Raw genomic sequence first — 16,112 nt, forward strand, 5'->3', positions numbered from 1 at the left:
GTCGCGACAATCCGGCCCCGGCGAAACAAATCCGTCACGCGCCGGTGAAATCATCCCCGCCTCTCACTCCCTGCCAGAGGTCCGGGGTCATGAAGAAGCTCAGTCGGCTGCTGACGGCGACCGTTGTCGCCGGCGCCGGGTTCATCGGGTCGGGCCAGGCCCAGGCCGGCCCGGTCCGCCATGTCGTGCTGATCAGCGTCGACGGCCTGCACGCCGTCGACCTGGAGAACCTGATCGCCGCCCACCCCGACACGCCGCTGGCCGGCCTGGCGGTCAAGGGCACCCGCTACGTCAACGCGGCCACCCCGATCCCGTCCGACTCCTTCCCGGGCCTGCTGGCGCAGGTGACCGGCGGCACGCCGCGCTCGACCGGGGTCTATTACGACGATTCCTACGACCGCACCCTGTCGGCGCCGGGATCGGACTGCTCCGCGGTCGGGACCGAATCCGAGTTCGCGGAGAACATCGACTATGACGACTCGGCGCTCGACGGCGGCGCCGGCCGGCACGGCGGCGCGGCGATCGACCCGGCGAAGCTGCCGCGCGACCCGAAGCAGGGCTGCCAGCCCGTCTATCCGCACAGCTTCCTGCGGGTGAACACCGTGTTCGAGGTGATCCGCAGCCATGGCGGCCACACCGCCTGGGCCGACAAGCACCCGGCCTACGACCTGGTCAACGGCCCGTCCGGCCAGGGCGTCGAGGACCTGTATACGCCGGAGATCCAGGCGGTGAAGAACGCGGTCCCGGACACCGAGGCGAATGACGACCTGAAGGTCGCCGCGGTGATCAACGAGATCGGCGGCAAGAGCAGCGACGGGGCGCGGACCGCCGAGGTGCCGGCGATCCTGGGCCTGAACTTCCAGGCGGTCAGCGTCGGCCAGAAGCTGGCCGGCGTCGGCTATCTCGACGTCCAGGCGACGCCGAGCCCGGGGCTGGAGGACGCCCTGCTGCACACCAGCCAATCGATCGGCCGGATCCTGCAGGCCCTGGCCGACCGCAAGCTGCTCGACTCAACTCTCGTCATTGTCAGCGCCAAGCACGGCCAGTCGCCGATCCAGCCCGGCCGGACGGTCGGCATCAACGATGCGGCCTATGGCAGGATCCTCGGCGACAACCTGGCCTTCGAGATCGCCGACGACGCGACCTATATCTGGCTGAAGGACCAGGGCAGGACGGCGGAGGCGGTGGCGGCCCTGGCGGCGCACCAGGACGAGCTGGGCATCGGCGAGATCTTCGCCGGCAAGGCCCTGGCGGCCCGGTTCGACGATCCGGCGACGGATCCGCGGACGCCCGACATCGCCATCCAGCCGCGGATCGGCGTCGTCTACAAGGGTGCGAAGAGCACCAAGATCGCCGAGCATGGCGGCGCCAACCCGGACGACGTCAATGTCGCCCTGCTGCTCTCCGGGCCGGGCATCGGCGCCGGCATGGTGACGCAGCCGGTGCAGACGGCGCAGATCGCGCCGACGATCCTGACGGCGCTCGGGATCGACCCGAAGGAGCTCGCGGCGGTCCGCCAGGAGGGCACGACGGCCCTGCCGGGGCTCGGCCGGTAGCCGCATCGTTCTATCCGGCAGGGCGCCCCGTCCGCGGCGCCCTGCCGTCCCGTCGAATCATTGACGAGCCTCGCGGGCGGGCGCCACACTCCGGCCAGTTATGTCCGATCAATGGGCTGCCCGGCCAGGCCCGGGCCAAGGGAGGAAACCGGGATGCTCGACCCCTGCTTCGAGGTGCTGGACAAGCGCTTCGCCGGCTATGTCATGGGCAATGTCCATATCGACGTGCTGGCCAGCGATGTCGGGCTGCGCTGGTCGGAAGGGCCGGTCTGGTTCGGCGACGGCCGCTACCTGCTGTGGAGCGACATCCCGAACAACCGGATCATGCGCTGGGACGAGACCGACGGCAGCGTCAGCGTCTACCGCAACCCGTCGAACTACACCAACGGCCACACCCGCGACCGGCAGGGCCGGCTGGTGTCCTGCGAGCATGGCGGCCGCCGGGTCAGCCGCACCGAATATGACGGCCGCGTCACCGTGCTGGCCGACAGCTATAACGGCAGGCGCCTGAACTCGCCGAACGACGTGGTGGTGAAGTCGGACGACACGGTGTGGTTCACCGATCCCTCCTACGGCATCCTGTCGGAATACGAAGGCCACCAGTCCGAGCCGGAGCAGGATGGCTGCCATGTCTACCGCTTCGACCCGAAATCGGGGGCGCTGAAGGCGATCGCCACCGATTTCGTCAAGCCGAACGGCCTGGCCTTCTCGCCGGACGAAAAGCTGCTCTATGTCGCCGACACCGGCGCCAGCCACGACCCGGACGGGCCGAAGCACATCCGCCGCTTCCAGGTGCGCGACGACGGCACGCTGGCCGGCGGAGAGGTCTTCGCCGACTGCACCTTCGGCCTGTTCGACGGCTTCCGCGTCGACCATCACGGCAACATCTGGAGCAGCGCCGGCGACGGCGTACATTGCTACACCCCGGACGGCACGCTGATCGGCAAGATCAAGGTGCCGGAGGTGGTGGCCAATGTCTGCTTCGGCGGCGTGAAGAAGAACCGTCTGTTCATCTGCGCCACCACCTCGCTGCGGTCGGTCTACCTGAACACGCGCGGCGTGCAGACGCCCTGAGGATCCGACTGGCCATGCCGCCCGCCCTGCCGCGGACCGTGGCCGCCCCCGCCGCCGGCATGCTGCTCATGCTGGCGGCGATGGGCAGCTTCACCACCATGGACACGGTGTCGAAGCTGCTGACGGACCGCTACGACCCGGTCCAGGTGACCTGGGCGCGCTACACCTTCCACGCGCTGCCGATGCTGCTGATCGCGGGGCCGGCGTGCTTCCGGCGGATGGCCGCGACAACCCGGCCGGGGGTGCAGCTGGTGCGGGCCCTGGCGCTGCTGGCCTCCGCCGTGCTCGCCATCCTCGGCTTCAGCCTGATGCCGCTGGCCGATTTGTTCGCGATCAACTTCATCGCGCCGCTGCTGGTGATCGTGCTGTCGGTGCTGTTCCTGGGCGAGCATGTCGGCCCGCATCGCTGGGCGGCGGTGGCCGCCGGCTTCGCCGGGATGCTGATCATCGTCTGGCCCAGCGGCGACGGCGTCGGGCTGCTCGGCGGCCTGGTCGCCTTCGGCTCGGCGCTGTTCTGGGCGATCGGCCTGGTCGCGACAAGGCGGCTGGAGGGCGAGGATCCCCGCACCACCCTGTTCATCACCGCGCTGACCGGCACCGTGCTGCTGAGCCTGGCGCAGCCCTTCGTCTGGACACCACCCGACGCGGCCGGCTGGGGCCTGATGGTGGCGATGGGGCTGCTGGGCCTGCTGTCGCACACCCTGCTGATCGCCGCCTTCGCCCAGGCCCCCGCCTCGTCGCTGGCGCCGTTCCAGTACAGCCAGCTGCTCTACGGCCTGGCCTATGGCTGGCTGGTCTTCGGCGACATGATCGGCGCGCGGCCGCTGCTGGGCTGTGCCGTCATCGTCGCTGCCGGCGCCTATGTCTGGTGGCGGGAGCAGCGGGTTCCGGGCTGAGCCGCTGCATTGGGACGATCCCTCGATCCCTTCACCGTCATGGCGAGCCCCGCAGGGGCGTGGCCAAACACGGGCCCGTTCGCCCAGGCCCCAGGGACTGCTGCAATCAGCCGGACTGTTTATCCCCTGACGTAGTCCGGGAACTTGGCGCGGATCTCGTCGACCTGCGACAGCGTGCCGGACAGATGTCCGCGCAGCGCCTCCTGCGCCGCATCGGCGTCGCCGGCGGCGATGGCATCGAGGATCCGGGCATGGTCGTCCAGGATCGACTGGGCCTTGCCCGGCACCGGCAAATGCAGCCGGCGCAGCCGGTCGAGATGGCCGCTGCGGCTGCGAATCAGCGCCCACAGGCCCGGCACCTCCGCCGCCTCGCACAGCTGGCGGTGCAGCGACTGGTCGGTCTCGACGAAGCCCTCGAGATCCTGGGCGTCGACCAGGGCCCGCTGGCGGGCGATCAGCGCCTGCAGCCGCGGCATGAAGGACCGGTCCGGCTGCAGCGCCAGGGTCCGCACCACCTCCAGCTCCACCGACCGGCGCAGGAAATGCGCCTGCCGCGCCGTCGCCAGGTCGATCGGGCTGACCACCGTGGCGTGCTGCGGGAAGATGTCGACCAGCCCCTCCTCCGCCAGCCGCAGCAGGGCGTCGCGGATCGGCGTCTGGCTGACCCCGAACTGGGCCATCAGCTCGTTGCGCGCCAGCACCGACCCCGGCGCCAGGGTCAGCGCGATGATCTGCTCGCGCAGCCGCTCATAGACCTGCGGCGCCGCCTGCCGGGCGCGGTCGAGCTGGATCGCCGTGACGGTCATGCTGGTGGAGTCCTCGTCCCCTTTGTCCCCGCGATTTGAGCGGGGCCGGGCCGCGCCCGCAATGGCGATGATAATCGCGCTTGGCCATAGATGCACTAATGCATTAGTGTCTCAGTGACTCGCAACCGGGCGCCCCAGCGGCCCGAAGCCGGATCGAACCGGCCGCAGCCCAACGCCCTATCGTGGAGGAAACACGGATGAAGTGGATGCGACTCTGCGCGGCCGCCCTGGCGCTGGCCGGCACCCTGGCCGCCGCGGCGCCGGGCATGGCCCAGGACAAGGCCGAGATCACCATCTCGCGCCAGCCGGGCATCCTGTACATGGCCGCCCATGTCATGGAGAAGCAGAAGCTGGTCGAGAAGCACGCCGCCACGCTGGGCGTGCCCGACCTGAAGGTCAGCTGGACCACCTTCTCCGGCGGCGGCGCCCAGACCGACGCGCTGCTGGCCGGCGGCGTCGACATCGTCAACACCGGTGTCGGCAACCTGCTGCTGCTGTGGGACCGCACCCGCGGCGGGGTGAAGGGCATCGTCGCCTCCTCCGCCCTGCCGCTGAACCTGCTCAGCCGCAACCCGAACATCAAGTCGCTGCAGGATTTCGGGCCGACCGACAAGATCGCGGTGCCGACCGTCCGCGTCTCGACCCAGGCGATCCTGCTGCAGATGGCCGCCGCCCAGGCCTTCGGCGCCGACCAATGGGCCAAGCTGGACGGCAACACCGTGCAGCTCGGCCATCCCGACGCGGCCGCGGCCCTGGCCAACACGCAGCATGAGGTGACCAGCCATTTCTCGGCCCCGCCCTTCGACTATTTCGAGCTGAAGAACATTCCCGGAACGCATGTGGTGCTGCGGTCGCCCGATGTCATCGGCGGCCCGCTGACCCAGGCGCAGTTTTTCACCACCACCCGATTCGCCGACGCCAACCCGAAGGTGGTCGAGGCGGTGAAGGCGGCCACCCTCGAGGCGGTCGACTTCATCCACAAGGACACCCGCGCCGCGGTCGAGATCTATCGCGAGGTCACCGGCGACAAGACCAGCGTCGACGACCTGATGGAGATGCTGAAGCAGCCGGGGATGATGGACTTCATCGCCGCCCCCCAGGGCACGATGAAGTTCGCCCAGCACCTGTACAAGATCGGCACGCTGAAGACCGAGCCGAAGGCCTGGACCGACTACTACCTGCCGATCGCCGCCGACCTGAACGGCAACTGAGATGGCGCTGCTCGAGGTCAGCGGCGTCACGCTGCGCTACAAGACGCCGTCGGTCCAGGTCACGGCGACCGAACGGGTCAGCTTTCAGGTCGACCAGTCGGACCGCTTCGTGCTGCTGGGCCCGTCCGGCTGCGGCAAGTCCACCCTCTTGAAGGCCGTCGGCGGCTACATGAAGCCGAGCGAGGGCGCGATCCGGATCAAGGACCGCGAGGTGGCGGAGCCGGGCGCCGACCGGATGATGGTGTTCCAGGAGTTCGACCAGCTGCTGCCCTGGAAGACGGTGCTGGAGAACGTGATGTTCCCGCTGCGCACGGCGCGGAAGCTGCCGCGGCGGGAGGCGGAGGAGCGGGCCCGGGCCTATATCGAGAAGGTCCACCTGACCCGGGCGGTCGACAGCTATCCGCACACCTTGTCGGGCGGCATGAAGCAGCGCGTCGCCATCGCCCGCGGCATGGCGATGGAGCCCGACATCCTGCTGATGGACGAGCCCTTCGCCGCGCTGGACGCCCTGACCCGCCGGCAGATGCAGGACGAGCTGCTGCAGCTGTGGCAGGACACGCGCTTCACCGTGCTGTTCGTCACCCATTCCATCGCCGAGGCGATCCGCATCGGCAACCGCATCCTGCTGCTGTCGCCGCATCCCGGCCGGGTCAAGGCCGAGGTGCGCGACGTCGACCAGGTCTCGGCCGAGGACGGCAGCGCCGGCCAGCTGGAGCAGCAGATCCACGACCTGCTCTTCACCGGGCCGGGGCACAGGGAGTGACCATGATGGGACAGGCCCGCATCCTGATGGCGGATACCGAGGCGGCGGCCGCCCCGCAGATCGGCGCGGTCGAGCGGAAGCTCGGCCTGGCCGAGCTGCTGTGGGGCAGCGCCTTCATCCGCAAGACCTTGCTGATCCTGGTGCTGGCCGCGATCTGGCAGGTCTATGCCTCGATCCTCGACAACCCGCTCCTGTTCCCGACGCTGGGCGACACCTTGTCCGCCATGGCCGACGGCTTCCTGCACGGCCCGCTGGCGCTGCGGGCCTGGACCTCGATCAAGGTGCTGCTGATGGGCTATGCCGCCGGCATCGCCCTGGCCGCCACCCTGACCGTGCTGGCGATCAACACCCGCATCGGCACCGATTTCCTCGAGACCATGACGGCGATGTTCAACCCGCTGCCGGCGATCGCGCTCCTGCCGCTGGCGCTGATCTGGTTCGGCCTCGGCATCGGCAGCCTCGTCTTCGTGCTGATCCATTCGGTGCTGTGGGCGGTGGCGCTGAACACCCATTCCGGCTTCCTCGCCGTGTCGAACACGCTGCGCATGGTCGGCCGCAACTACGGGCTGAAGGGCTTCGGCTATGTCGCCCGCATCCTGGTGCCGGCCGCCTTCCCCTCGATCCTCACCGGGCTGAAGATCGGCTGGGCCTTCGCCTGGCGCACCCTGATCGCGGCCGAGCTGGTGTTCGGCGTCTCCTCCGGCCAGGGCGGGCTGGGCTGGTTCATCTTCGAGAACCGCAACCTCCTGGATATCCCCTCGGTGTTCGCCGGCCTGCTCACCGTCATCATCATCGGCCTGGTGGTCGAGAACGTGATTTTCCGGACCATCGAACGCCGGACGGTGCGACGATGGGGGCTGCAGAACTGAGTCTCTGCCTCCCCAGCCACCGATCCTCTCCCGACGACGGCAGCGAGCCATGACCGACAATCGCCGCAAGACCCCCGACACCCTCCGCAGCGCCCGCTGGTTCGCGCCCGACGACCTGCGCTCCTTCGGCCACCGCTCCCGCGCCATGCAGATGGGCTTCGCGCCGGAGGAATGGGCCGGCAAGCCGGTGATCGCGATCCTCAACACCTGGTCCGACGCCAACCCCTGCCACGCCCATTTCAAGACCCGGGTCGAGGATGTGAAGCGCGGCGTGCTGCAGGCCGGCGGCTTCCCGATGGAGCTGCCGGCGCTGTCGCTGTCGGAGAGCTTCGTCAAGCCGACCACCATGCTGTACCGCAACATGCTGGCGATGGAGGCGGAGGAGCTGCTGCGCTCCCACCCCGTCGACGGCGCGGTGCTGATGGGCGGCTGCGACAAGACCACCCCCGGCCTGCTGATGGGCGCCACCAATGCCGGCCTGCCGATGATCTTCATGCCGGCCGGCCCGATGCTGCGCGGCAACTGGAAGGGCAAGGTGCTCGGCTCCGGCTCCGACGCCTGGAAGTTCTGGGACGAGCGCCGGGCTGGCAACATCAGCGACCAGGACTGGGTCGATATCGAGGGCGGCATCGCCCGCAGCTACGGCCATTGCATGACCATGGGCACGGCCAGCACCATGACCGCGATCACCGAGGCGCTGGGGCTGACCATGCCCGGCGCCTCCTCGATCCCGGCCGCCGATGCCGGCCATATCCGCATGGCCTCGACCTGCGGCCGCCGCATCGTCGAGATGGTGTGGGAGGATCTGGTCCCGGCGAAGATCCAGACCCGCGCCGCCTTCGAGAACGCGATCGTGGTGGCGATGGCGATGGGCTGCTCCACCAACGCCATCATCCATCTGGTCGCCATGGCGCGCCGCGCCGGCCATGACATCGGTCTGGACGATTTCGACGCCGCCAGCCGGGTGGTGCCGGTGATCGCCAATGTCCGCCCCAGCGGCGACCAGTATTTGATGGAGGATTTCTTCTACGCCGGCGGCCTGCCGGGGCTGATGACCCGGCTGCGCAACCACCTGAAACTGGACGCGCTGACCGTCAGCGGCCGGACGGTGGGCGAGAACATCGCCGGCGCCGAGATCTACAACGAGGACGTGATCCGGCCGATCGACAACCCGCTCTATGCCGAGGGCGCGCTGGCGGTGCTGCGCGGCAACCTGTCGCCCGATGGCTGCGTCATCAAGCCCAGCGCCTGCGAGCCGCGCTTCCTCAAGCACAGCGGCCCGGCCATCGTGTTCGACGACTACCCGGCGATGAAGGCGGCGATCGACAGCGATGATTTGGACGTCACCGCCGACCATGTGCTGGTGCTGCGCAATGCCGGGCCGCAGGGCGGGCCGGGCATGCCGGAATGGGGCATGCTGCCGATCCCGAAGAAGCTGGTGAAGCAGGGCGTGCGCGACATGGTCCGCATCTCCGACGCGCGGATGAGCGGCACCAGCTACGGCGCCTGCATCCTGCATGTCTCGCCCGAATCCTATGTCGGCGGCCCGCTGGCGCTGCTGCGCACCGGCGACATCGTCACCCTCGACGTCGCCGCCCGCCGCCTCGACATGGAGGTGTCGGAGGCGGAGCTGGCGCGCCGCCGGGTCGAGCTGCAGCCGCCGCAGCCCCGCTACGAGCGCGGCTATGGCTGGATGTTCAACCGCCATATCCGACAGGCGCATGAGGGCTGCGACTTCGACTTCCTCGAGACCGGCTTCGGCGCCCCGGTGGCCGAACCGGACATCTTCTGAGGGAATAGCGATGAGCGATCGGAACGACGTCCGGGACGGTTGGGCGCCCTCGACCCGCTATCCCGACCCGGCGGTGCAGGTGCTGGACCCCAGCTTCGCGCCCTACCGGATCTTCAGCGCGGCGGTCGAGCGCATCGCCACCGGCTGCCGCTGGGCCGAGGGGCCGGTCTGGTTCGGCGACCGCCGCGCTTTGCTGTGGAGCGACATCCCGAACAACCGGATCCTGAAATGGGATGAGGAGACCGGGGCGGTCAGCGCCTTCCGGAAGCCGTCCAACAACGCCAACGGCAACACCCGGGACCGTCAGGGGCGGCTGGTCACCTGCGAGCATCTCGGCCGCCGCGTCACCCGCACCGAATATGACGGCAGCATCACCGTGCTGGCCGACGGCTTCGACGGCAAAAGGCTGAACTCGCCGAACGATTTGGTGGTGAAGTCCGACGGGTCGGTCTGGTTCACCGACCCGCCCTTCGGCATCGCCGGCAACTACGAGGGCCGACAGGCGGCGCAGGAGCTGCCGGGCAATGTCTATCGGATCGACGGGGAGACCGGCGCCCTCACCGTCGTGGCCGAGGACATCCGGGGGCCGAACGGCCTGTGCTTCTCGCCCGATGAGAGCCTGCTGTACCTCGTCGAATCCCGCGCCGTGCCGCACCGGCTGATCTCCGCCTTCGACCTGACCGATGGCGGCCGCCGCATCGCCAACCGGCGGGTGCTGATCGACGCCGGCCCCGGCACGCCGGACGGCATGCGCGTCGATGTCGACGGCAATCTCTGGTGCGGCTGGGGCATGGGCAGCGCCGAGCTGGACGGGGTGATGGTGTTCAACCCCGACGGCAAGCCGATCGGCCGGATCGCCCTGCCCGAGCGCTGCGCCAACCTGTGCTTCGGCGGCGAGATGCGCAACCGCCTGTTCATGGCCGCCAGTCAGTCCGTCTACGCGCTCTATGTCGGCACCCAGGGTGCCGTCGGCGGCTGACCTTTCCGAATGAGGACGAAGGAATGACCGGATTGAAGCCCGAGACCCGGGACAAGCTGAAGACCGTCAGCACCGCCACCCTGACCACGGCGCTGTTCAAGCGCGGCCTGCGCAACCAGTTCATCCAGGATGTGCACCCGCTGAACCCCGCGGGTGCGCCGATGGTCGGCGAGGCCTTCACCCTGCGCTACATCCCGGCGCGCGAGGACCTGAACCCGATCAGCGTGTTCCAGGACCGCGCCCACCCGCAGCGCAAGGCGGTCGAGGACTGCCCGCCCGGCGCCGTCTTCGTCATCGACAGCCGCAAGGATCCGCGCGCCGCCTCGGCCGGGTCGATCCTGGTGGCGCGGCTGATGAAGCGCGGCGTCGCCGGCGTGGTCACCGATGGCGGCTTCCGCGATTCGCCGGAGATCGCGAAGCTGGACATCCCCGCCTATCACAATCGCCCGGCGGCCCCGACCAACCTGACCCGCCACCAGGCGCTGGACATCAACGTGCCGATCGGCTGCGGCGACGTGCCGGTGTTCCCGGGCGACATCGTGGTCGGCGACGGCGAGGGCGTGGTGGTGATCCCGGCGGACATCGCCGACGAGATCGCCGACGAGGCGGTCGAGATGACCGCCTTCGAGGATTTCGTCACCGAGGAGGTGATGAAGGGCCGCTCGATCCTCGGCCTCTACCCGGCGACCGAGGAGCAGACGAAGTCCGACTTCACCGCCTGGCGCAAGGCCAACGGGCGGTAGAGCGGAATGAGGTGAGGCCGGATCGGCGCATCCGTGCGAGATGTTCGATTGCCTCTCCCGCCGGACGCGGGAGAGGTCGACAGCGCGCAGCGCTGGCGGGTGAGGGCTGGTCCCGGCCTCGACGCCCGCCCCTCACCCGGAGGCGCAAGCGCCTCCGGCCTCTCCCGTGAACAGGAGAGGCAAAACACTTCGACCCTATTGCTCTGTGTCAAGCCCGGCAATGACAGTCAGGGGGGCGGACGCCGGCGTCACCCCGTATCCGCCGGCTCCGGCCGGTCGACCGGCGGCAGGTCCAGCCGCGCCAGGTGCTGGTCCGATGTCTCGACCCAGCGCTCCGCCTCCTCCGGCGGCAGGCCGAAGACCGGGCACAGCCGGGCCACCGCCTCCGCCGCCGGGAAGCCGTCGGCGATCTCGACCAGATCCGGCCGGTCCATCTGTTCCGCCATGGCGAAGAAGCGGCGGTCGCATTCCGCCTCGTCCTCCGTCCCCGCCTGGATCGCGGCGCCCAGCGCCATGATCACCCGCAGCCGCCGCCGGATCACGTCCGGCGGCGCGGCCGGGACCGGGGCAGCCTCCMCATCGTCGGCCGGCGCGTAGCCCAGCTGCTCCAGCGCCGCATCCGCGGTGGCGAGCCATTGCCCGGTGTCCGCCGGCAGCCCGAACTCCCGGCACAGCCGGGCCACCGCCGCCGGCGCCGGGGTGGTCTCGACCATCTCCGCCACCTCNCATCGTCGGCCGGCGCGTAGCCCAGCTGCTCCAGCGCCGCATCCGCGGTGGCGAGCCATTGCCCGGTGTCCGCCGGCAGCCCGAACTCCCGGCACAGCCGGGCCACCGCCGCCGGCGCCGGGGTGGTCTCGACCATCTCCGCCACCTCAGGCCGCTCCAGCCGCTCGGCGATCTCGCCGAAACGTTCGCTGGCCTCGGCATCCTCCGCCTCGGTCCTGGCGCCGTCAAAGGAAGCGGCCGCCATCGCCAGCATCGCCCGCATCCCGGCCGGCGCCCTGTCGCTCGCCTCGACCGGCCGGACCTTCTGCGGCGGCGGCACCTCGGGCGGGCGGGACAGCCTGTCCTCCAGCAACAGGGTCAGCCGCAGCGAGCGGGCGGCGACGGCGATACGCTGGCAATAGTCGACACCCGGCTGCGGCGCCTCCACCGCCTCGGTGCGGGCGGCCTCCATCACCTCCATCTGGATCTCGGCCGCCCGGGCCAGCAGGCGCAGATGCCGCGCCGCCCGCTCCTCCTGGGGAGCGGCCGGGGCCTCCGATNCTGGCAATAGTCGACACCCGGCTGCGGCGCCTCCACCGCCTCGGTGCGGGCGGCCTCCATCACCTCCATCTGGATCTCGGCCGCCCGGGCCAGCAGGCGCAGATGCCGCGCCGCCCGCTCCTCCTGGGGAGCGGCCGGGGCCTCCGATGCCGGGTCGGTCTGCACCTTGTCCATGGAACGTATCATGAACAAGAATCGGAGTTAATGCAACGGCACACTGTGTTCACGACGGAGCGAGTCGAGCTGCGGTCATGTCGGAGCCGGCCGGCTGGCGGGCGATCGGGATGTTCAAATCAGCTCGGTTGCGCGGGCCTCGCCCATCGCATCGATCAAATGCCTTCACAGCAGCGCTGTCGGAATTTACAGTCGGACCGCGAGTGGATGCACAACTTTATTGAACAATTTCCGGAAATCCGGAGTCATCCGGCTCGATCTTGCAATTGTGCTAAATTTTATTGACGGAGGATACTATGGCGACTTCATACAAGACATCGGGTTCGGCAGGCGACAGCGGCTCCCAGGCAGCGGGACCCGGCACCAGCGCCCGGCTGTCTTCCAGCGTCGACCTGTACGGCATCCTGCAGGACGCCGCCCGGGACGCCGTGGGTGCAGGCTCCTCGGACGACATCGTGAACCGCATGTCGTCCTACATCGACGGCCGCCTGTCGTCGTTGCTGAGCAACTACGACTTCTTCCTGTCCATCACCACGGGCAATCAGGGTGGCGCCGGCGGCTGGGGCCGGAACGGACAGATCTTCCAGGGACAGCAGATGTGGGGCGGCGGCGCCGGCATCCTGCCGGGGATCGGCGCGCAATACGGGGTGGTCTGCGTGGTGGTCTGGCTCTGACCGCGCGGGGCGTGGTGCGCCACGCCCCTTTTCTCCTCGGCCCGGAGCGGGGCGGCACGGCCGCCCCATCCCCCTTCACACCACCGGCGTCAGCAGCGGCCGGCCGGCGAAATGGGCCAGCAGGTTGCGGACCACGAGGTCGGCCATGGCGTTGCGGGTCTCGACCGTGGCGCTGCCCACATGCGGCTGCAGCACCACGTTGTCGAGGCCGTACAGCGCCTCCGGCACCTTCGGCTCGAACTCGAACACGTCGAGCCCGGCGGCGCCAAGGCGGCCATCGACCAGGGCCGCGACCAGCTCCGGCTCGTCCACCACCGTGCCGCGGGCGATGTTGACCAGGATGCCCTCGGGGCCTAGCGCCTCGATCACCGCGCGGTTGACGATGTGGTGGGTGGCGGCGCCGCCCGGACAGCACAGCACCAGCACGTCGCTGTCCTTCGCCAGCGCGACCAGGTCCGGATAGTAGGGATGGTCGATCTCCGGCTTCGCCCGCGGGCCGTGCCAAGCGATCGACAGGCCGAACACCTGCGCCCGATCCGCCACCGCCTGGCCGATCCGGCCCATGCCGACCACGCCCAGGCGCTTGCCGCGCAGGCTGCGGGCCAGCGGCAGGCCGCCCTGGGTCCATTTGCCGGCGCGCACGAAGCGGTCGCCGACGCACAGCCGCCGCGCCGTCGCCAGCATCAGCAGCAGGCCGAGATCCGCCACCTCGTCATCCAGCACGCCCGGCGTGTTGGTGACACGGACGCCGCGGCTCTTGGCATGGCCGGTGTCGACCTTGTCGTAGCCGACGCCGAAATTGCCGATGATCTCCAGCGCCGGGAACCGGTCCATGAATTCCGCCGAGACGCCGGGGCCGGTGACGATGCCGCGCACCTCCGGCGCCACGCGCCGGATCAGCGCCTCGCGGTCCTCGGCCTCCCACAGCCGGTGCACGGTGCAGTTCGCCTCCAGCTCGGCGAAGGGGCCCGGCATCAGACCGGCGAGAGCGAGGACGACGGGTTTGGTCATGGTGGCTTCCTCCATGGCCCCGGAGCGGCGGGCCGCCGGCCAGCCTATCGTACAAGTCCGACGATTCAAGCCATTCCGGCCGCCATGTTCATGGGGCCGGCCGATGCCTGCCATGCTGGCGCCACGTTCCGCTGCGTTTGATGTCAGCACGGTACCGATACGGTACACTGACGGAACAACGACATGAGTCGGCTGTTGTGAGTTCTGAATATACGCAAGAAAAGGCCGGGCCATCTTGACCCCCTTGGATATCGTCGAATTCGGCGTCTACGGTCTACTGGCCATCGCGCTGACGCTATTGTGCCTCCTGTCCTGCAATCTGCTCTGGCTCGCGATCACCTTCTGGCGGCATCAGTCGCAGGGGCAGAGCCTGGCGACTCAGCGGACGGCACCGACCCCGGATGACGCCCTGCCCAGGGTGCTGATCCAGATCCCGGTGTTCAACGAACGGCATGTGGTGCGCCGCATCCTCGGCGCCGCCGCCGCGCTCGACTGGCCGCAGCACAAGCTGACGATCCAGCTGCTCGACGACAGCATCGACGAGACCCGCGAGATCGCCGAGGCGGCGGTGCAGGAGCTGCGCGCCGCCGGCGTCGACGCCCACCGCCTGCACCGGGTCGACCGCACCGGCTTCAAGGCCGGGGCGCTGCATGCCGGCCTGGCCGTCACCGACCACCCCTATGTCGCGATCTTCGACGCCGACTTCATCCCGCGGCCGGACTTCCTGCGCCGCACTGTGGGCGTGCTGGAGAACGACAAGAAGCTGGCCTTCGTGCAGGGCCGCTGGGAGCATCTGAACGGCGACGAGAACCGCCTGACCCGCGCCCAGACGCTGATGCTGGACGCGCATTTCGGCATCGAGCAGCCGGCCCGCAGCATGACCGGCCTGCCCCTGCCCTTCAACGGCACCTGCGGCATCTGGCGCCGCGCCGCGATCGACGACGCCGGCGGCTGGAAGGCCGACACGCTGACCGAGGATCTGGACCTCAGCCTGCGCGCCCATCTCAAGGGCTGGCGCGCCCGCTACCTGTCCGACATCACCGTGCCGGGCGAGCTGCCGTCGAGCGTCGCCGCCTGGCGGGTGCAGCAGTTCCGCTGGACCAAGGGCTTCACCCAGGTCGCCTGCAAGCTGCTGCCCACGATCTGGCGGTCGGCCCTGCCGCGCAGGGCCAAGGTCGCGGTCAGCCTGCAGCTGCTGCAGTGCCTGTTCTATCCGCTCGGCGCGCTGGCGATGGTGAACACGCTGATGTTCCTCATCGTCGGCTTCGACCAGCCGGTGGCGCTGACCGTGCTGGGCGTGGTCTCGACCGTGCTCGGCATCGCCGGCACCTCCGCCTTCCTGATCTCCGGCCGTTGCGCCGTGCGGCGCGAGCGGCTGGGCCAGGCGGTGATGGACATGCTGGCCACCATGGCGCTGAACGCCGGCCTGTCGATCTCGAACTCGCGCGGCGTGATCGAGGCCTTCCTCGGCCGGCGCAGCGGCTTCGTGCGCACGCCGAAGAAGGGCAGCTCTCGCCGCTCCGGCTACCGCAGCGGCGCCGGCAGCGGCATCCCGGAGACGGCGGCCGGCGTGGTGCTGCTGGGCATGGTGCTGACCGACCTGGCCTGGTACCTGCCGTTCCTGGTGGTATCCGGCACAGGCCTGCTGATCATGGGCACCGCGCTGCTGGCCGAACGCTACGACCTGCGGCTCGACCCGAAGGCCCTGCCCCGCACCATGCCGGGCGTGAAGCTGGCGCCGCCGGCGGCCCGGGCCTCGCAGCCCAACACGCGGAGCTGAAGCGGCAGGCTGGCTCCTCGCCGTCATTGCGAAGAGGCGAAGCCGACGAAGCAATCCAGGGGCCGGTGCGCACCGGCCCCTGGATTGCTTCGCTGCGCTCGCAATGACGTGTTGGGAATTCTGAAAGGGTCTCGCCCGTCCTACAGCCGTTTCTCCAGCACCATCTCGTAGGGCTCGAAGCCGTGCTTGCGATAGGCACGGACGGCGCTGTCGTTGCCGGCCAGCACGCCGATCCGCATGCGCGCCACGCCGGTGCGGTGAAGACGTCGGAGACATAGCCGAAGCGGTTCGAATCCGCGGTCTCCGAGATCAGGTCGTCCTGCTGCACCCAGCAGGCGGAGAAGCCGGCGAGATCGCCCTCGGCCGACACCGCCACCAGGATCACGCCGCCGCGCTCCGGCGCATGGCCTTCGAGCCAGTCGAGATAGGGCCCCGCCGTCTCCCGGCCCGGCAGGCGGGTGTCGTGCAGCGCCCGCTCGTAGTCCTGCATGTCGACCAGCGCGGCCCGCAGCGCCGCG

General features: G+C 69.6%; 15 protein-coding genes. 12 read left to right on the forward strand and 3 right to left on the reverse strand.

Translation table 11 applies throughout. The features are described 5' to 3' along the window. Positions 1-89: 89 nt before the first annotated feature. The 3 genes from BWR60_RS22305 to BWR60_RS22315 all read left to right on the forward strand — a co-directional run bounded on the left by BWR60_RS22305 (position 90) and on the right by BWR60_RS22315 (position 3,526). Positions 90-1,556 carry an alkaline phosphatase family protein gene (locus BWR60_RS22305; RefSeq protein WP_218823618.1) on the forward strand — a complete coding sequence of 489 codons (1,467 nt, stop codon included), beginning with the start codon at positions 90-92 and terminating at the stop codon, positions 1,554-1,556. Positions 1,557-1,709: 153 nt separating this feature from the next. Continuing rightward, positions 1,710-2,630 carry an SMP-30/gluconolactonase/LRE family protein gene (locus tag BWR60_RS22310; RefSeq protein WP_088153229.1) on the forward strand — a complete coding sequence of 307 codons (921 nt, stop codon included), beginning with the start codon at positions 1,710-1,712 and terminating at the stop codon, positions 2,628-2,630. A 14-nt stretch (positions 2,631-2,644) separates the two neighbouring features. Beyond that, positions 2,645-3,526 carry a DMT family transporter gene (locus BWR60_RS22315; protein ID WP_088153230.1) on the forward strand — a complete coding sequence of 294 codons (882 nt, stop codon included), beginning with the start codon at positions 2,645-2,647 and terminating at the stop codon, positions 3,524-3,526. Between the two features lie 119 nt (positions 3,527-3,645). Here BWR60_RS22315 and BWR60_RS22320 read toward each other — a convergent pair whose 3' ends face one another. Further along, the gene (locus BWR60_RS22320) at positions 3,646-4,332 is read right to left on the reverse strand and encodes a GntR family transcriptional regulator (RefSeq protein WP_088153231.1); all 687 of its coding nucleotides are present in this window, start codon (positions 4,330-4,332) and stop codon (positions 3,646-3,648) included. Positions 4,333-4,529: 197 nt separating this feature from the next. Between BWR60_RS22320 and BWR60_RS22325 the strand changes: the two genes are divergently transcribed. From BWR60_RS22325 to BWR60_RS22350, 6 genes are read left to right on the forward strand one after another with little or no spacing between them, the layout of a single operon-like run. Then, a complete protein-coding gene (locus BWR60_RS22325; RefSeq protein WP_088153232.1) occupies positions 4,530-5,543 on the forward strand; it encodes an ABC transporter substrate-binding protein in 1,014 nt (337 codons plus the stop codon). Between the two features lies 1 nt (position 5,544). Next, on the forward strand, positions 5,545-6,306 hold the full coding sequence (locus BWR60_RS22330; protein ID WP_088153233.1) for an ABC transporter ATP-binding protein: 762 nt from the start codon (positions 5,545-5,547) through the stop codon (positions 6,304-6,306). A 2-nt stretch (positions 6,307-6,308) separates the two neighbouring features. Beyond that, on the forward strand, positions 6,309-7,175 hold the full coding sequence (locus tag BWR60_RS22335) for an ABC transporter permease (protein ID WP_218823619.1): 867 nt from the start codon (positions 6,309-6,311) through the stop codon (positions 7,173-7,175). A 49-nt stretch (positions 7,176-7,224) separates the two neighbouring features. Next, complete coding sequence (gene araD, locus BWR60_RS22340) at positions 7,225-8,967, forward strand: L-arabinonate dehydratase (RefSeq protein ID WP_088153234.1); 1,743 nt, start codon at positions 7,225-7,227, stop codon at positions 8,965-8,967. Between the two features lie 10 nt (positions 8,968-8,977). Beyond that, positions 8,978-9,946, forward strand: a complete 969-nt coding sequence (locus BWR60_RS22345) for an SMP-30/gluconolactonase/LRE family protein (RefSeq protein WP_088153235.1) — start codon at positions 8,978-8,980, stop codon at positions 9,944-9,946. A gap of 23 nt (positions 9,947-9,969) precedes the next feature. Beyond that, positions 9,970-10,689 carry a ribonuclease activity regulator RraA gene (locus BWR60_RS22350; RefSeq protein ID WP_088153236.1) on the forward strand — a complete coding sequence of 240 codons (720 nt, stop codon included), beginning with the start codon at positions 9,970-9,972 and terminating at the stop codon, positions 10,687-10,689. Positions 10,690-10,937: 248 nt separating this feature from the next. Here BWR60_RS22350 and BWR60_RS37200 read toward each other — a convergent pair whose 3' ends face one another. Continuing rightward, positions 10,938-11,402, reverse strand: a complete 465-nt coding sequence (locus BWR60_RS37200) for a hypothetical protein (protein ID WP_179221895.1) — start codon at positions 11,400-11,402, stop codon at positions 10,938-10,940. Positions 11,403-11,480: 78 nt separating this feature from the next. On the opposite strand from BWR60_RS37200, the gene BWR60_RS37205 reads away from it, so the two are divergent. Beyond that, the gene (locus BWR60_RS37205; protein ID WP_088153238.1) at positions 11,481-11,816 is read left to right on the forward strand and encodes a hypothetical protein; all 336 of its coding nucleotides are present in this window, start codon (positions 11,481-11,483) and stop codon (positions 11,814-11,816) included. 609 nt (positions 11,817-12,425) lie between these two features. Continuing rightward, a complete protein-coding gene (locus BWR60_RS22370; RefSeq protein WP_088153240.1) occupies positions 12,426-12,803 on the forward strand; it encodes a hypothetical protein in 378 nt (125 codons plus the stop codon). Between the two features lie 75 nt (positions 12,804-12,878). Here BWR60_RS22370 and BWR60_RS22375 read toward each other — a convergent pair whose 3' ends face one another. Then, complete coding sequence (locus tag BWR60_RS22375) at positions 12,879-13,814, reverse strand: 2-hydroxyacid dehydrogenase (RefSeq protein ID WP_088153264.1); 936 nt, start codon at positions 13,812-13,814, stop codon at positions 12,879-12,881. A 235-nt stretch (positions 13,815-14,049) separates the two neighbouring features. Here BWR60_RS22375 and BWR60_RS22380 point away from each other — a divergent pair, with 235 nt between their 5' ends. After that, positions 14,050-15,594 carry a glycosyltransferase gene (locus BWR60_RS22380; protein WP_218823620.1) on the forward strand — a complete coding sequence of 515 codons (1,545 nt, stop codon included), beginning with the start codon at positions 14,050-14,052 and terminating at the stop codon, positions 15,592-15,594. Positions 15,595-16,112 lie beyond the last annotated feature (518 nt).

This window comes from Inquilinus limosus (genome assembly GCF_002195995.1).
GTDB lineage: Bacteria > Pseudomonadota > Alphaproteobacteria > DSM-16000 > Inquilinaceae > Inquilinus > Inquilinus limosus_C.